The 16,382-nt window shown below is 67.1% G+C and carries 14 protein-coding genes and 1 tRNA gene; 12 read left to right on the top strand and 3 right to left on the bottom strand.

What is annotated here, in order from left to right; translation table 11 throughout:
- The first annotated feature begins 15 nt into the window (after window positions 1–15).
- Complete coding sequence (locus ABZ920_RS19065; protein ID WP_361505879.1) at window positions 16–1,635, top strand: alpha/beta hydrolase; 1,620 nt, start codon at window positions 16–18, stop codon at window positions 1,633–1,635.
- 107 nt (window positions 1,636–1,742) lie between these two features.
- Window positions 1,743–1,816: transfer RNA gene (locus ABZ920_RS19060), tRNA-Thr, on the top strand.
- A gap of 128 nt (window positions 1,817–1,944) precedes the next feature.
- On the opposite strand, the gene ABZ920_RS19055 is transcribed toward ABZ920_RS19060, so the two are convergent.
- Both ABZ920_RS19055 and ABZ920_RS19050 read right to left on the bottom strand, forming a co-directional pair.
- Window positions 1,945–2,583, bottom strand: coding sequence for a tyrosine-type recombinase/integrase (locus ABZ920_RS19055; RefSeq protein WP_361505876.1), 639 nt, complete (start codon window positions 2,581–2,583; stop codon window positions 1,945–1,947).
- A complete protein-coding gene (locus ABZ920_RS19050; protein WP_361505873.1) occupies window positions 2,496–3,014 on the bottom strand; it encodes a hypothetical protein in 519 nt (172 codons plus the stop codon). Before ABZ920_RS19050 ends, ABZ920_RS19055 begins: the two co-directional genes overlap by 88 nt.
- A gap of 1,576 nt (window positions 3,015–4,590) precedes the next feature.
- Here ABZ920_RS19050 and ABZ920_RS19045 point away from each other — a divergent pair.
- From ABZ920_RS19045 to ABZ920_RS19010, 8 genes are all read left to right on the top strand, one after another.
- Window positions 4,591–4,785 (top strand): hypothetical protein, encoded by a 195-nt coding sequence (locus tag ABZ920_RS19045; RefSeq protein ID WP_006132579.1) that lies wholly within the window; start codon window positions 4,591–4,593, stop codon window positions 4,783–4,785.
- 37 nt (window positions 4,786–4,822) lie between these two features.
- The gene (locus tag ABZ920_RS19040) at window positions 4,823–5,014 is read left to right on the top strand and encodes a hypothetical protein (RefSeq protein ID WP_361505870.1); all 192 of its coding nucleotides are present in this window, start codon (window positions 4,823–4,825) and stop codon (window positions 5,012–5,014) included.
- A gap of 154 nt (window positions 5,015–5,168) precedes the next feature.
- On the top strand, window positions 5,169–7,082 hold the full coding sequence (locus tag ABZ920_RS19035; RefSeq protein ID WP_361505867.1) for an alpha/beta fold hydrolase: 1,914 nt from the start codon (window positions 5,169–5,171) through the stop codon (window positions 7,080–7,082).
- Complete coding sequence (locus ABZ920_RS19030) at window positions 7,079–7,657, top strand: hypothetical protein (RefSeq protein WP_361505865.1); 579 nt, start codon at window positions 7,079–7,081, stop codon at window positions 7,655–7,657. The genes ABZ920_RS19035 and ABZ920_RS19030 overlap by 4 nt, the downstream gene beginning before the upstream one ends.
- Before the next feature lie 55 nt (window positions 7,658–7,712).
- Window positions 7,713–8,468 carry a class I SAM-dependent methyltransferase gene (locus ABZ920_RS19025; RefSeq protein ID WP_361505862.1) on the top strand — a complete coding sequence of 252 codons (756 nt, stop codon included), beginning with the start codon at window positions 7,713–7,715 and terminating at the stop codon, window positions 8,466–8,468.
- Complete coding sequence (locus tag ABZ920_RS19020; RefSeq protein WP_361505859.1) at window positions 8,465–10,198, top strand: ABC transporter ATP-binding protein; 1,734 nt, start codon at window positions 8,465–8,467, stop codon at window positions 10,196–10,198. The genes ABZ920_RS19025 and ABZ920_RS19020 overlap by 4 nt, the downstream gene beginning before the upstream one ends.
- Window positions 10,195–11,700 (top strand): NAD(P)/FAD-dependent oxidoreductase, encoded by a 1,506-nt coding sequence (locus ABZ920_RS19015; protein WP_361505857.1) that lies wholly within the window; start codon window positions 10,195–10,197, stop codon window positions 11,698–11,700. Before ABZ920_RS19020 ends, ABZ920_RS19015 begins: the two co-directional genes overlap by 4 nt.
- The gene (locus ABZ920_RS19010) at window positions 11,697–12,548 is read left to right on the top strand and encodes a nuclear transport factor 2 family protein (protein ID WP_361505854.1); all 852 of its coding nucleotides are present in this window, start codon (window positions 11,697–11,699) and stop codon (window positions 12,546–12,548) included. The genes ABZ920_RS19015 and ABZ920_RS19010 overlap by 4 nt, the downstream gene beginning before the upstream one ends.
- Here ABZ920_RS19010 and ABZ920_RS19005 read toward each other — a convergent pair.
- A complete protein-coding gene (locus ABZ920_RS19005) occupies window positions 12,533–13,345 on the bottom strand; it encodes a M23 family metallopeptidase (protein WP_361505851.1) in 813 nt (270 codons plus the stop codon). The two genes, ABZ920_RS19010 and ABZ920_RS19005, sit on opposite strands and share 16 nt — an antisense overlap.
- Window positions 13,346–14,384: 1,039 nt before the next feature.
- Here ABZ920_RS19005 and ABZ920_RS19000 point away from each other — a divergent pair.
- Both ABZ920_RS19000 and ABZ920_RS18995 read left to right on the top strand, forming a co-directional pair.
- Entirely contained in the window at window positions 14,385–15,272 is an 888-nt protein-coding gene (locus tag ABZ920_RS19000; protein WP_361506052.1) for an ABC transporter ATP-binding protein, read from the top strand.
- Window positions 15,269–16,120 (top strand): ABC transporter permease, encoded by an 852-nt coding sequence (locus ABZ920_RS18995; protein ID WP_361505848.1) that lies wholly within the window; start codon window positions 15,269–15,271, stop codon window positions 16,118–16,120. The genes ABZ920_RS19000 and ABZ920_RS18995 overlap by 4 nt, the downstream gene beginning before the upstream one ends.
- The last annotated feature ends 262 nt before the right edge of the window (window positions 16,121–16,382 follow it).

Below are 16,382 nucleotides of genomic sequence, written 5' to 3'. Positions count from 1 at the left end.
GGTTACGCTCGCGGGATGGACATCAGCCGCGCCCTTGCTCCGGCCAGCCGAACCCACCGGACCCGCGGGCTCCGTTCGGCCCGCACCGGTGGCGTCCTCCTGGCCGCCGTCGCCCTGCTCGTCTCGGCCTGCTCCACCGGGAGCACGGCGAGCGACCACACCACCGCGGCGGCGGCGGAGGCCGTCCTGGCCGCCCTGCCGCGCGCCACGCCGTCCGGCCTGTCGCGGTACTACGAGCAGAAGCTCACCTGGCGCGGCTGCGGAGTGCCCGGCTTCGAGTGCGCGACCCTGAAGGCACCGCTCGACTACGCCGACCCCGCCGCGGACGAGGTCGAGCTGGCCGTCGCCCGCAAGAAGGCCACCGCCCCGGGCAGGCGCCTGGGCTCGCTGCTGGTGAACCCGGGCGGACCGGGCGGCTCGGCGATCGGCTACCTGCAGCAGTACGCGGGCGTCGGCTACCCGGCCGAGGTGCGAGCCCGCTACGACATGGTCGCCATCGACCCGCGCGGCGTCGCCCGCAGCGAGCCCGTCAAGTGCCTGACCGACCGGGCGATGGACCGGTACAGCCAGACCGACATCACACCCGACGACCCGAAGGAGATCACGACGCTCGTCTCCGCCTACCGCAGGTTCGCGGAGGGCTGCGGTGCCGACGCTCCGAAGCTGCTGCGCCACGTCTCCACCGCCGAGGCGGCGCGGGACATGGACATCCTGCGGGCGGCGCTGGGGGACCGGAGGCTGAACTACGTCGGAGCGTCGTACGGGACGTTCCTGGGCGCGACGTACGCCGGGCTGTACCCGGACCGGGTCGGCCGGATCGTCCTCGACGGCGCGATGGACCCCTCGCTGTCGTCGCGCCGGATGAACCTGGACCAGACGGCGGGATTCGAGACCGCGTTCCAGTCGTTCGCGAGGGACTGCGTACGGCACGGCGACTGCCCGCTCGGCGGCAAGGGCACGACCCCCGCACAGGTCGGCACACGGTTGCAGCAGTTCTTCCGGAAGCTCGACGCGCACCCCGTCCCCACGGGCGACGCGGACGGCCGCCGGCTCACCGAGTCGCTCGCCATCACCGGGGTGATCGCGGCGATGTACGACCAGGCAGCGTGGCCGCAGCTGCGCCAGGCGTTGACCGCGGCGATGCGGAAGAACAACGGCGCCGGGCTGCTGATCCTGTCCGACAGCTACTACGAGCGCGACGCCGAGGGCCACTACAGCAACCTGATGTTCGCCAACGCCGCCGTGAACTGCCTGGACCTCCCGCCCGCCTTCACCGGCCCCGAGCAGACGGAGCAGGCGCTCCCCGCCTTCCGCAAGGCGTCCCCGGTCTTCGGCGAGGGCCTCGCCTGGGCCTCCCTGAACTGCGCGTACTGGCCGGTGAGGCCCACCGGCGCGCCGCACCGGATCACGGCCCGGGGCGCGGCGCCGATCGTGGTCGTCGGCACCACCCGCGACCCGGCGACCCCCTACCGCTGGGCCCAGTCCCTGTCGGACCAGCTCTCCTCGGCCCGCCTCCTGACCTACGTGGGCGACGGCCACACCGCCTACGGCCGCGGCAGCAAGTGCATCGACTCCGCGATCAACGGCTACCTGCTGCGCGGCACCCCGCCGGCCCAGGGAAAGCGCTGCTCGTAGTGGCCGGACACCGCCCCGGAGCGGCCGCTCCGGGGCGGTGTCCGAGCACCCCCGGAAACTGTGTAGACTTACCGACGTTGCCGATCGCACCATGGTGCGGGCAGCGCGCCGCCTTAGCTCAGATGGCCAGAGCAACGCACTCGTAATGCGTAGGTCTCGGGTTCGAATCCCGAAGGCGGCTCCGTGAAACCCCAGGACAGATAGCTGCTGACCTGGGGTTTTCTGCTGCTCCGGGCATGGCGCCTCACACGGCTGGGATGCCGTGAGATTGCTTGCGTGAGCGATGCGTGAGCGGAGCGGTCCGGTGCCCTACTTCTCGGGCTTCTTCCGCTTGCCCTTCCTCTTGGCCCTTGCCTCGGCTTTCGCCTCGTCCTTGGCCTTCTTGGCGGCCTTGCGGGCCTCCTCCGCCTCGGTCTTGCGCTGGAGCGGGACCAGCTTGGCGGTGGCCTCGGCCGCGTTCTTGCCGACCTGCGGCAGGACGCTCTGGTAAATGTCTCGCGTGATGCGGGTGCCGCTGTGCCCGAGTGTGTCGCACACGATCTTCACGTCGATGCCGACGGCGAGCATGAGGGTGGCCGCCCCGTGGCGGGGGTCGTACAGCCGGCTCGGCGGGAGCCCCGAGGCAGCGACGAGGCGCTCGAAAAGGTCGGTCACCTTGCCATGGTGGAGCCAGTAGCCGTCTTCCTGGGTGAAGACCATGCCGGTCCCCACTCCTCGCGGTCGGCGTCCTGCTGTTCGCGGTGCCGCTTCCAGGACGCTGACGGTGTCGTCGTCGACCGCGACCACGCGGAAGCCGCTGTCCGTCTTGGGCTCGGAGGTCTCGACCTCCCACCCGTCCTGGACGAGCCGGGCGGAAACGGTCAGGGAGTGGTCATCGAGCTTGGTCTCCGACCAGGGCTGCCCGCACGCCTCGCCCGACGCAGGCCGCGGAAGGCGATCAGGTGCCACATCGCGTACAGCCGTTCGTCTGCGACGAAGTCGAGGGATGCGTCGGTCTGTTCGGGTGTCCAGACCATCACGGGCGAGGGCTTCTCGCCCGTGTGTTCCCACTTGGCGGCCCGTGCGTCCGTCCACACCAGAGCCTTTGGCTTGCGCACGGGGTCGAGTTCGACGTGCGCGGCCGGGTTGAACGTGAGGATCTGCTGGCCGATCGTGTCGTTCAGCGCGGCCCGCAGCGTGGCCTTGATGCGCAGCCGGGTAGCCGGGCCGGTCACACGCCGAAACGGGGGCATGGCGTCGATCGCCGTCTTCATCACCTTGCGGCGGGCGCGGTTGTCCGTGCCCTTCCACGGCACGGTGGTCATCTCCTCGACCGCAGCCCGACGCTGGGAGTTGTGCCCCATGATCTCGGCATTGGCGTCGGCGATGGCCGTGAACATGTCGCTTAGATGGCTCACGCACAGGCGGTCGAGACGGTGGTGGCCGATCCGGGGCTTCAAGTGGAACCGGATATCGGTCTCGTAGCGACTGAGTCCCGAGTTGCGGATGCGCTTGCCGTCGAGCCATCGGTCGAGCCACTCGCTGACGGTCAGGCGGCCGATCAGGTTCTGGCCTGACTTCAGGCGCCGCCGGGTTTTCTAGAATCGGGCAGCAGCGACTTTTGGTCGCCGACTTCCTCCAGCATGGCGCCAATTAGCTCCGTGCCCTCGGGGTCGTCGGTGTCGGCGAGGCCGAGGATGGCGCGGACGTGGTCGAGGTCGGCTTGGGCCGCCTTGAGGCTCTCGTAGCCGGCGCGGCTGAAGGAGCGGCGGGTGCCGTCGGCGCGGGGCGGGAGCTCCTGGCGTATGGAGTACGAGCCGTGCTTGCGGCTGGACAGCTTGGGGCAGTTCTGCCGAGCGGTTTGCCGGTCTTGGGGGCGCGGCAGTAACTATCCAGGACACCGGCCAGGTTCGAACCTGGCTGAAAAAGTACGGCCGGTTGGCGGATTCGTCCGGGGACGACTGTGGATCGCATAGTTCCGGCCTGCGCGACGCTCAGAACCGGCAGGAGGATGGAAAATTCCTCCTCCTGGGTGCGGTGAATCGCACACTGATGTCCGTATTCACCCCAGGAAAGCGGTGGGGCTGATTCCCTCTGTGGTGCTCGAGCTTTCCCTGTGGTGGTCAGCGTCGACCATATGCGGTTGGCAGCGGTGCGGTATGTGTGACAACGTAAGCGGAGTTGGGGGTTCCATGAGTCTTTCATGGAGGGGAATCGGCCACTCCATTACCTGGACATTACTCGTGGGTGCATGGGTGTAGTCGGATAAATCCCAGGTCGATTCCTGTGTCGAGACCAGGGCGGCGTCAGCCGACACGCTTCGAATCCGGCCAGAACGGCTTCATGGCCTGTTCTCCCTGATCAACAGTCGCTAGTGTGGCGTTGCCTTCGGGAAGCGCGGCAACTTTCTTGCAGGGAATTGCGGGTCGACCGCTCGGTCGCTGCCTCCGAGGCGTGCGGGCCGTCGTCCTGTTCAGCAGTCAAGGGGCTAGTGGCTGACCACCACGGGCCATCCGTTGCGAATGATCCCGGAAATAGCGACGCTCCGAGGAATCCGACCAATTGGGGGACAGGTACATGAGGTTGAGTCTGGATACGGGCATTAGTGTCCGTGGTGCTGCGAACCATATTCTGTATGCAGGGAATACTGGGGGGTCTGTGTTCTCCCGCTGCCTGGCATGTTTTCTTGCCTAGGCCCTGCCTGGCGAAGATCGCGCACAAAAGTCCCAGCGACTCGGATTTCAAAACCTCCTACGCCTTGTCAAGAAAGTTCACGGTGCATTATCGGCTTTCGGTGCGACGCGCGTAGCGTCCGATCACCGCAGCGGATAGAAAAGCCGCGCGCCCCTTGCAATGCCTCTCATAGGCTTGCCTGATGTCTCACATCAGGCATGGTCGGTCCATGTCTTGGCCGGCAGTACCACCAGCAAGAATCGGAATGCACCGAAACGCAATAGAGAAACGGGAGACAACGCGATGGAACAGAAGATCGCTGCGTTCATGAACGAGCAGGACCTCGGCTCGCTGGAGCAGGGCTACAGGGATGACGCCCCGATGCCGGTCCTGGCCACCCCCGCTGCGGCCGTCGCCACCTGCTGGTACGTCGGCGGCGCGGCCGCTGGCGCGGCCGCTGTTGTGGGTGCCTACGTCACCGGTCGCGTCGTCGGCTGAAACCTCTCACCACGATCAATCTCGAAGGAGAAATGCCATGAGCAGGATCGTAGACAGTGTTGTCGCCGTCACCCCGGCGGATCTGAGGGACGACAGCCAGGGCGAGTTCGGCGCGATGGCGCCCGTGCAGGCCACCCCGACGCTGGTCGCGTTCGGTGTGGGCTTCGCCGGCGGCGCCGGTGCTGCCTGGGTCACTGTGCAGGCTTACGAAGCAGGCGCCAACGACTGATCGGTTCGACCCGACTGAGCACCACCTGCTGAGAAGCCCTGTGGGCTTCTGAGGGTGCTGCCATCTGGGAGTTGCTTCCAGGAACGACAGGCTGTCGGGCCGCGGCGGAATCGCGGCCCGACAGCTTTTCTAGCCTACCCTCAACAGGTTCAACGTGGAGGAAAAATTCGGCATGACGCGAATAAAGAGACTTGCTTCTTCGGTGTTTTCGCCAATTCCGATTCCCCGCGATCGCGCGATAGGGATATCCGAACGCCTCGCGGCCCTCTCCAGCCTTTCCTCTTCTCTCGAATACCTGCACCAGCATCAGAACTTGGCGCCGGGTGGTCTCAATGACTGGGAGATCATGAAGCAGACGCCGGAGAGTAAGATCCCGGTGATCCAGAAGCTCACCAACGCCGTGAGCGGCAGGCGGACCACGCTGACTCTGCATGCCACGCGCGTCGCCTGCAGCTTGGGAATGTTGTTGCCCGGCAACAGTAAATGGCGGGCAGCAGGCAATCTCTACCTCGCCGCCACCACCACCCTTTTGCAGGCCCGCCACCGCTATGGAACTGACGGCTCGGACCAGGTCGCCACACAGGTACAGACGGTCACCGGGCTTGCTCGGATGTCGAAGAGTCCGCAGGTCAGTGACGCCTTGATGTGGTACCTGGCGATCCAGGCCAACATGTCCTACGCGGCCTCTGGTTGGGCGAAGCTGGCGGGAACGAAGTGGCGTGACGGTTCGGCTCTCCCTGGCGTGATGCGGACCCGCACCTACGGCTTCGAGCACGCCTACCGGCTGACGCAGCGCTATCCCAGGGCCAGCAAGGTGACGCAGCATGCCGTACTGGCGATGGAATGTCTTTTCCCCGTCGTCTATCTGGCAGGTGGGCGGTTGACACGACCGATGATGGGTTCGGCCGCAGGTTTCCATGTCGCCAACGCGTTCGTCATGGGACTGGGCCGGTTCATGACCGCGTTTCCCGCCATGCATCCCATGATTGCCTACACGACAGCGCCCCGGACGTTCCCGGCGGTCGCCGGGCGGGACGACCGGATGGTCAAGACCGCGCTGGTGCTGCTGGCCGGAGGTGTCGCCGGTGCGGGCGTGCTGGCGACCCAGCGGCGCGCGCGGGCTGTGGCGGGCTGGCCGAACTCGCGGAGCGTCACCACCCGGAACGGCAACGTCCTCTTATACGACACAGGAGGCCAGGGCCTCGACAACCGCCCGGTTTTGGTGTTCAACCATGGCCTCGCCTCGACCCCCGAGCACTTCGCGTGGATGGTCGAGCGGTTGGCGTTCGACCTCGGATACCCCGTGGTGACGTACGCCCGAGCCGGCTACGGCCCCAGCCGCCGGGTGAAGCAGGCCCCATACACCATCCAGGAGTCCGTGGACGACCTGGAAGACCTGGTCCGCCAGGCACTACCCGAGGACCGCAAGGTGGTGCTGATCGGGCATTCCTTGGGCGCGGACCTCAACCGCCGGGCGGTGGCGCAGCTCGGTGAGCGGGTAGCGGGCGTCGTCTACCTCGACCCCACTCACCCGGGGCAGCTTGTGCGGTCGGAGAAGCAGCGGAAGGGCAGTGAGATGTTCACTTACTCCCTGACGGAGATGGCGCGCTGGACCAAGCTGGGCAGCGGTGCGCTGATGTCGCGCCCTCGCTGGGTGGACGACCTGCCGTACGCCTATCGCCAGAAGGTCTTCGCTCTCTACACCGACGCACGGCTATGGAGTGCGGCAGCCCGGGAGTGGGAGGTGGTTAAGGAGGAGTTTCGCTCCTTCGACGAGAGCCTGGCCCCGGTGCCGGCACCGGGCCTGGTCGTCGCCGCGCAGGTAACCGTGGACATGGATCCCGAACAGCTGCTGATGTACAACGACATCGTCCGGACCCACCAGGCGGCGAGCCAGCACGGGGATGTCACCGTCGTGGAGCGTGCCGGTCACGACACCATCCTGACCGACGCTCGCCACGCGCGAACCGCAGCAGACCGGATCGCGGCCTTCGTGGACCAGCACTGCGCGCCGACCGTGGCGGCCCCGGCCGGGAAGTTGACGGAAAGGGCTGGGGAGAAGAAGTGAGCATCGCCGCATCCCTCAAGGAGGCACTCACAGGATCCGGCGCAGTGACGCGTCTCGCAGGCGCCGCCTTGCTGGTGACCACCCTGGCCGCGCAGCATCCGAATCCGGCTTTCGAGCGTGCACGGGAAAAGGACCTCTTCTCTCTTGTGCCCAACTGGAAGTTCTTTGCGCCGAACCCCGCGACGCACGACTACCATTACCTCTACCGCACCCTCGGCGAAAGCCATGAGACATCCCCCTGGATCGAACTCGACCTGATCCAGAGCCGCAGGATGATCCAGGCGTTTTGGTTCTCGTCCCGCCGGACGGAAAAAGCAGTGTTCGATATCTGCACTGCCATCATCAAGAACATCGCCAAGGGGAGCGATCCAACCGGAACCCCACCCTTTCGAGTCCTGTCTGAGTTCATCCGGAGACAGATCAGAGACGCCCCGAATGCAGCCGATGTCCGCGGCTTCCAATTCGCTGTGGTCCGTGCCGCAGGTCACGACGAAAGTGAGAATCCAGAGGTTCTCTACGTTTCCACCTACCAGGCGATGAGTGCCGCGTCACCGGTCTTTCTGCGGACCGCCTGAGAACCGATTGCTCCCGCTACGAGGAGTGTCCTCACCCAAGAGAAACGGAGAACCGATGAAAATCGCGGACATTGGCTACGGCAAACAGTTCGAGGGCTGGTACGACCGCATCTTCCAGGACGACGCCTCCACACGGGTCACCGTTGAGGCCCTGGCTGAACTCCACCCCGATCCTGCCTGGGGCACGCTGGAGTTCGGCGTTGGGACAGGCCGGATCGCGCTGCCACTGTCGCATCGCGTCGGCCCGGTCGCTGGGGTGGACTCTTCTCAGGAGATGCTTGGGGCCCTGGAGAAGCGGTCCGGGGAAGGGCAGGTGATCGCTGAGCTCGACGACATCCGGACCTACCGTGGCGACCAGCAATACGGCCTGGTCTACTGCGTCTGCTCCACGCTCGCGCTGGTCCTTGACCCCGAGGGACAGCGCGAGACCATCGCCCGCGCGGCCGAACACCTCCGGCCCGGCGGCCGACTGGTGGTCGAGACCCACAACCGCCCGGGAGTCGTCGCTCAGCACGAGGGCTTGACGCGCACCACGATGTTCGTGCCCTACCCGGAGCCGAACACCGGCATCCAGATGCACGCCACGCTTCTGATGGGCAACCGGATTTGGCAGGTGTCCACCGTGTGGTTCGAGGCCGACGGCACCCACCGCATCGGCACCGAAGTCGCCCGCCTGCTCACGCCCGACGAGGTGGACGGCTACGCGCAGGACGCCGGGCTGCAGACAGAGGGTCACTACAGTGACTGGCAGCGGACCGAGTACGCCCCCGCGACCGGACTGTTCGTCGCCACCTATACCAAGCCGGTATGAACCTTCGGGAGATAGTCCTCCGCCACCGGGTCCTGCTGATCGCCGGTATCGGCATGGGCCTGCTCGGCGCGGCGGCCACCCTCGCCCAGCCCTGGATGCTGGGTCGACTGATCGAGGCCGTGGCCTTGGACAAGCCCATGGCCTGGCCCGTCACGTTCATCGCGCTGTTCTTCGTCGCGGACGCGGCGCTGAGTGCCGGCCACGCCTACGCCATCGGCAGGGCTGGCGAGAACATCGTGTTCGATGCCCGAAGCATCCTCGGCGGCCGTCTGCTGCGCAGTCGGATTCCGCACTTCTCGCGCTTGGAGCACGGTGACGTCTTCTCGCGCACGGTGTCCGACACCTCCATCGCCTGCCTGGTCATTGCCCAGGCCCTGGCGCAGGTGGTGACTTCCGTCTTCATGGTGATCGGCGGTATCGTGCTGATGGCCAGGCTCGACTGGAAGCTGCTGCTCACCACGCTTGGTTGCCTGGGGCTGGCCAGCGTCAGCGCGCTTCTGCTGGCCCGTCAGGTCCGGAGCGCCGCACTGCAAAACCGGCAGAACATTGGTGCATTCGGCTCGGGCCTGCAACGGGTGCTCGGCGCGATCACAACGGTGAAGGCGTCCCGCGCCGAAGAGCGGGAGACCGAGCAGCTGATACGGCTGGCCGACCGGGCTCGACGCAGTGGTATCCGGGTCACTGGATTCAGCTCTCTGCTCACCCCAATGATGAACGTTGGCACACAGCTCTCGCTCGCCGTCGTCATCACCTGGGGTATGGCCCGGGTCGCCACCGGATCGCTCACGCCTGCCGACCTCACATCGTTCGTGATGTACCTCTTCTATTTGGTGTCACCGTTGGTGATGCTCTTCATGTCGATCGCCCAGATCCAGCAGGGGCGCGCCGCCATCCAGCGCGTGACTGAGCTGGGGACGATCCCGCAGGAGGAGCAGGAGGACGGGCAGCCAACAGAACGGCAGGAGCGCGCGTCCGTCGTGGAATCGGCGCCGGCGGTCAGCTTCGAGGGCGTCGGCTTCGCTTACCACGAGAATGCCCCGGTCTTGAGGGACGTCTCGTTCACCGTGCCGCGTCGCGGCCTGACCGCGATCGTGGGCGCCTCCGGCACGGGCAAGACGACGACGTTCCAGCTCATCGAGGGCTTTCACCAGCCGGACACCGGCACCATCCGGGTTACGGGCCACGACATCGCCGGCCTTCCGCTTACCCAACTGCGCTCGTTGGTCGGTTATGTCGAGCAGGACGCACCGCTCCTACGTGGCACCATCCGCGAGAACCTGACGTACGCGAACCCGGAGGCTGACAAGGCCGACATCGCTCGCGCGCTGCGGCTTGCCAGCCTGGAGGAATTCATCACCGCTCTGCCCGACGGCCTCGACACTGAGCTGGGTGAGCGCGGCGCCGGCCTGTCCGGCGGCCAGCGGCAGCGGCTCGCTATCGCACGGACCTTGCTGCAGCGTCCGGAGCTGATCCTGCTCGATGAGGTCACCGCCCACCTCGACAGCGACACCGAGGCGGCGCTCCGCGACGCGATCATGGAAGCCGGTCGTGAATGCGCCGTGCTTGCCATCGCGCACCGGCTGTCCACCATCGTGCAGGCCGACCGCATCATCGTGATGGAGGAGGGACGGGTACGGGCGGCCGGCACCCACCGAGAGCTCATCGAATCCGACGCGGTCTACCGGCGGCTTGCCAGTGGGCAGTTCGCGACCGAGGACGCGTTGGCATGACACGGGTTGATGTCGCGGTCGTAGGCAGTGGCCCCAACGGTCTGGCCGCCGCCGTTACCATGGCGCGCGCCGGGCTGACCGTGGAGGTCCACGAGCAGGCTGCCGCCATCGGCGGCGGCCTGCGCGGCGAAGCCCTGTTTGACTCCGAGGTACGGCACGACCTCTGCGCTGCCGTCCACCCGATGGCGGCCGCCTCTGCGTTCTTCCGCGCGTTCGACCTGCAGGCCCGCGGTGTACGGCTGCTGCAGCCGCCCATTTCCTACGCACACCCGCTGGACGGTGGTGTCGCTGCGTTCGCGTACCGCGACCTCGCCGAGACGCGGGACCGGCTGGGTCCGGATGGGCAGCGCTGGTACCGGTTGATGGCACCGCTGGTGAGACACAGCTTGGGCGTCACCGACTTCCTGCTTTCCGGCCAGCGGTCCTTGCCGCCCGACCCCGCTGTACCGCTGTTCCTGGGCCCACGGGTGTTAGGCCATCTCCTGCGGGGCAACGGACTACGCACCGAGGCTGCCCGCGCACTGCTGACGGGAGTCGCGGCGCACGCGGTGGGCCAGTTGCCCAGCCTGCCTGCCGGCGCCATCGCTTTGTTGCTCGGCCATCTGGCTCATGCGACCGGATGGCCGCTGCCGCAGGGCGGCAGCCATCGCATCGCCGAGGCCCTGGCCGACGACCTGACGGCGCACGGCGGCGCGGTGCACACCGGCCGACAGATCACCGACCTCGCGGAGCTCAACGCCCGGGTGATCATGCTGGACACCACGCCGCGCGGCCTGCTGACGCTGGCCGGAGACCGGTTGCCGGCCCGCTACCGCCGGGCGTTGGAACGCTTCCGTTACGGTCCAGGCGCGGCGAAGGCTGACTTCCTGGTCAGCGAGCCCATTCCGTGGGCCGACCCGGAGGTGGGACGAGCCGGGACCGTACACGTGGGCGGTACACGTGCCGAAATGTTCGCGACGGAGAATGCCGCTGCCCGGGGCAAGGCCGGACAGGAGCCTTTCGTCCTGCTGGTCGACCCAGCTGTGACCGATCCCGGCCGAGCCGTCGGCGGGCGCCGCCCGATATGGGCGTACGCGCACGTCCCGAACGGCGATACTCAGGATCCGGTGCCGTTGATCACCCGCCGGATCGAGCGGTACGCACCCGGTTTCGCCGACACGGTCATCGCGGCGCACGGCGTGCCGGCGGCCGAGTACGAGACCTACAACCCGAACTATCCCGGCGGGGACATCGGCGCCGGAGCCATCACACTCACGCAGTCCGTGTTCCGGCCCACACCCGCCTGGAACCCGTACCGCACACCACTGCCCGGGGTGTACCTGTGCTCGGCGTCGACGCCACCCGGCCCCAGCGTCCATGGCATGTGCGGCCACCTCGCCGCGATGTCCGCCCTCCACCGCGAGTTTCACATCACCGCCGTGCCGCCCTTGGGACCCAACGGCGGCCCCACCCCCACAGAGCACAATTCAACCCCCACAGAGGAAAGCAGGAGAGCTTCATGAGTGTCAGCCACCGCCCCACCGCCGCGGAGGACTTCGCCGGGTACCTGCGTGCCTACCATGCCGATGCCATCGACGGCAGCGACCCGGTCGCGGAGGTCTGGGACCGCTATCACCTGCCCGATGGCACACACCAGGTCAACGGCCGGATTTGGGACCGCGACAAAATTCTGGGCAGCCTCCGCTCCCGGCGTTCTCTCGGGGCGTCGTACGAGCTGTACATCCACGAAGTGACAGTGGAAGGACGCCGCGCCGCCGCCCGATACACGATCAGCACGCCCATGCTGGGGAAGATTCAGTCTGCTACGGAAGCGGCCGTCTTCGCCGAACTGGCCGAGGACGGGCGGGTGGCCCGTACGACCGCCTTCTCCGCCACCCGGCCCGGCTGGTCGGGGCGGGACCGGGACGAGCCGTTCGACAGCGCGGCCCGCCCCGCGCCGGGAACCTCGCCCGCACTGCCGCCCGCCGAGGGAGAGGAACCGACGCCCGCCCAGGACCCGGCGCACTACTTGCGGGCCTACTACGCGGCCGGATACGACGTGACGGTGCCGGCCGCCGAGGCGTACGACCGTTTCCACACCCCCGACGCACTGCACCAGGTCGGGCGAAAGGTGATGCAGCGCTCGGGCGTCCTAAAGGCGCTGGAAGAAGGGCGCAAGCTGGGCCACACCTACCCGGTGGAGGTGCACGAGACGCTGCGAGAGGGCAACCGCTTCGCGGCCCGCTACACCACCAGCCGGGACGGGAACCCGAAGCGGCCGCAGGAAGTCTTCGCCTTCGGCGAGTTTGCCTCGGACGGCCGTGTCCAGTCGGTCCGCTTCGCGCTCGATCCCGGCTATGACGAGGCGTAGGGTTCTGAGGGGTCGGCTGGGGCGGTCCGGACTGGGACGAAGCAGGTGTTGTCGGCGGGTACGCCTTCGTGCTCGCGGCCGTCGTCGTCCTGGTACCGCCAGGTGAAGCGCAGCCCTCGGGCTGAGGTGATGTCAGGGCCGTCCATCAGCTGGAAGTGCAGGTGGGGCTCTGCGGAGTTCCCGGAGTTGCCGCATTCGGCCAGAGCCTGACCAACCGTCACGTGATCCCCCACGGCCACGTTCAGCGAGTGGCGCCGCAGGTGTGCGAAGACGGCGTACGCTCCGTTGCCCAAGTCGAGGATCAGGTGGTTGCCGAGCAGGTGACGCGGAAGGCCGAGGGAGCGCACGAAACCCTCCGGCAGTACGTAAAACAAGCCGGCCAGGGAAGTACGCGTCAGGTGGTCGCGCTGGCTGTCTGTGGCGGCGACCACCCGGCCGTCCGCGGGGGCGAGCAGCGGTTCACCGAAGGACGGGTAGGACTCGGGGCGTCGCGTCAGCGGCCACAGCCACACAGGTTCCGGCGCCGGGCGGCGGGCCAGGTCGATGGCGTACGTCTGCGCGAGGTTGTGGGTGTGGCTGGGCACTTTGGTGGCGGGCCCGTTGCGGGCCATCCAGCGGCCACTCACGGGGATGTCCAGTGCCCACGGCGGGGCCTCCTCGCTCGGCGGGCGCTGGGCACGTGTCATCGCCCGCCGCATCAGCAGACCTGTCACCAGCAGGGCGAGCCCGACGAGCCATAACGGCCCGATGCCCTTTCCGTTGACGAGGATGCACACGGCGCCAGCGGTCAGCACCATGCCGTGGCGTTTCCACAGGGACTGTGGCATGTGGGGGGCCTTTCAGTGTGGGACTTGCAGGTGGGCGCAGCATCCAGACTCCTGGCCTGCTGGCCCACCCGGGATATCAACGAGGAGGCGATTGCGTGTAGGAGGTGGCCTTCTTCGAGTTGTTTATCGGCCAGGTAGTGAGAGATATGGTCGATCCGCAGTCTGTAGTGTCCGCGGTGCCCCGACAAACCTTCAGCTGGCCGGTGCTGGTCGGTCGATAGGGGCTTAACCGAAGGTTGGCGGGACTGGCTGCCGCTGAGTTTGCTGAGGAAGATAAGGCGGCGATGGCGCGCTGGCTGGCAGGTCAATACTATGAGAGGAAAGAGGAAATGCAAGAGTGGGTCGAATGGGAGGTCTGATATGTGACTATTTCAAGTCAACTTCCCCTGGCCGGGGCTCTGGAACATTTCTCGCATAGGTAAGGGTGCCGTTCATGGCTGCTGTGCTCACCTTGCAGTGTCGCGGCCGTTGGTACCCCGTTAGTGCCTTGTTGAGTCCCTTCATGTCTGCGCAACCTCTTGATCGAGCAGCTGCTTGATGCTCCTCCCTGAAACGAAGCGGGTTGTCGGAGTTGGGTAATGTCTCTAAATGCCTTCCAGGCGCGGGGCGATGCCTGTATTGACCGTGGGGTATCTGGTAAGGCGATGGCGATGCTTGTCGCCAGTGAACCGATGACGAGTCGGGCCTGCTTGCCGATGCTCGACCACCGCAGCGGCGACGACACCTACAGCACAGGCAGCGCCGTGAGCCGCGCCTGCCGCTCGGTAGTGTGTTCGGTCGGGGAAGGTGGCGGAGGGCTGCCCGAGGGCAGGCAGTCGCGGCCGCAGACACGGTCTCGCGACACGGACCACGGGCCAACGGGGCTCTTGACCAGGCACACCGACACACACAGCCACGGTCCATGGACCAGGATGGGGGGATCACCGTGACGACTGGTCATACGTCGCTCTATGGACGGGGCGGTGCACCGCCGCAGAGCGACACGGTCATCGACGTACGCGAATTATGGATGGGCTATCGCAGTCAGGACGTACTGAAGGGGGTCGGCTTTACGGCGCGGCGGGGTGAGGTACTCGTTCTGCTCGGCCCGAACGGCGCTGGTAAGACGACCACGATCGAGATCCTGGAGGGCTTCCGGATGCGTTCGGCTGGCGACGTCGCCGTGCTGGGCACCGATCCGGCGCATGGGGACGAGCGGTGGCGAGCGCGGCTCGGCATCGTGCTGCAGTCTTGGCGCGACCACGGTAAGTGGCGGGTACGGGACTTGCTGGCCCATTTGGGCTCGTACTACGCGCCGTACTCGACCCCGCTCGTGCGTCGTCCGTGGGGCGTCGACGAACTCCTGGCCGCCGTTGGGCTGACGGAGCAGGCGTACAAGCGGGTCGGCGCACTGTCCGGGGGGCAGCGCAGGCGGCTCGACGTGGCCATCGGCATCGTGGGCAGGCCCGAACTGCTGTTCCTTGACGAGCCGACGGCCGGCTTGGATCCGGAGGCCAGGAACGAGTTTCACGGCCTGGTGCGCGGGCTCGCGGACGAGAACACCACGGTCTTGTTGACCACCCACGATCTGGCCGAAGCGGAGAAGCTTGCTGACCGGATCCTCATCTTGGCCGGCGGCCGGATCGTCGCTGACGGATCCGCCGAGGAACTGTCCCGGCAGGCGTCGGCCGAGGCCACTGTGCGCTGGACGCGGGACGGGCAGCCTTTCGGGCAGGAGACGGCGGAGCCCACTCAGTTCGTCCGTCGACTGTTCGAGGAGCACGGCGGCGCGATCGGCGACCTGGAGGTGCGCCGGGCGAATCTTGAGGACACCTACCTGCTGATGGTCAGGGAGTGGGAGGCGGGAAACGCCTCCGGCGAACGGGCGGCACACACCTTTGGCGGGGGAACGCGATGAACCCGGTGTGGTATGCGGCGCGAGCCGGGGTGCGGCGCGGCTGGACGGAGCTGCGGCAGACCTTCACCACGGGGCAGGACCTGTTCGGGCACGCCCTGTGGACAGTTCTGCTGATCGTGCCGATGCTCCTCGTCAGGGACGATCCGCTGAAGGGTGCGGGCATCTCGGCCGGTGCATTCATGCTGCCGAGCATGCTGGGAATGACGCTTGCCTTCACTGGGGTGATGACCACGGCACAGTTGCTCGCGGCCGAGCGCGAGGACGGCACTCTGCTGCGGGCGAAGGCCGTGCCGCACGGCATGGTCGGTCACCTGGTCGGCAAGATCATCCTGGTGTCGGGTACGGCGCTGGTCTCCATGGCTCTTGCTCTGGTTGCCGGTGTGTTCCTGGTCGACGGTGTGGCCCGGCAGGGGGGCGGAGGATGGCTGACACTGCTGTGGGTCGTGCCGTTGGGCCTCCTGGCGAGCCTGCCGATCGGCGCCGTCATCGGGGCCCTTGTGGAAAGCCCTCGCACCGTCGGGCTGCTGATGCTCCCGGTGATGGGGCTCGTCGTGATCTCTGGTATCTATTTTCCGCTGACGAAGCTGCCCGAGTGGTTGCAGACCGTCGGGCAGGTCTTCCCCGTGTACTGGCTCGGGCTCGGCCTCCGCTCGGCGCTGCTTCCAGCCGACGCTGTCGCCGCCGAGATCGGCGAGTCCTGGCGACATTTGGAGACGGCAGGGGTGCTGGGCGTCTGGGCGGTCGCCGGACTGTCGCTCGCCCCCTCCGTCCTGCGCAGGATGGCCCGCCGCGAGTCTGGTTCGGCAGTGGCGGAACGGCGCCGGAAGGCAATGCAGCGGGTCGGCTGATAGCAGCCCCACCTACGTACGCAGGCTGAGCGGGCATGCCAGTCTCGGGCTGGACGACGTGACGGAACGCGTGAGCAATGCGTGAGCGGACGGTGCGGCACTCGGTGGACCGGGTGTCATGGGGATCCACGGCCGCACGCCTATGACCTGGCAAACCGGATGTCGCGGCAGGTCCTGAAACTCGCAGTCGCGATCCTGTCAGCCCTCGTAATGCGTAGCTCTCGGATTGGAATACCGAAGGCGGCTCCATCGGAACCCCCAG

Origin of the sequence: Streptomyces sp. NPDC046831 (genome assembly GCF_040645305.1) — a bacterium.
In the GTDB taxonomy this organism is placed as follows: Bacteria; Actinomycetota; Actinomycetes; order Streptomycetales; family Streptomycetaceae; genus Streptomyces.
This window is presented reverse-complemented; position numbering and strand designations above follow the sequence as displayed.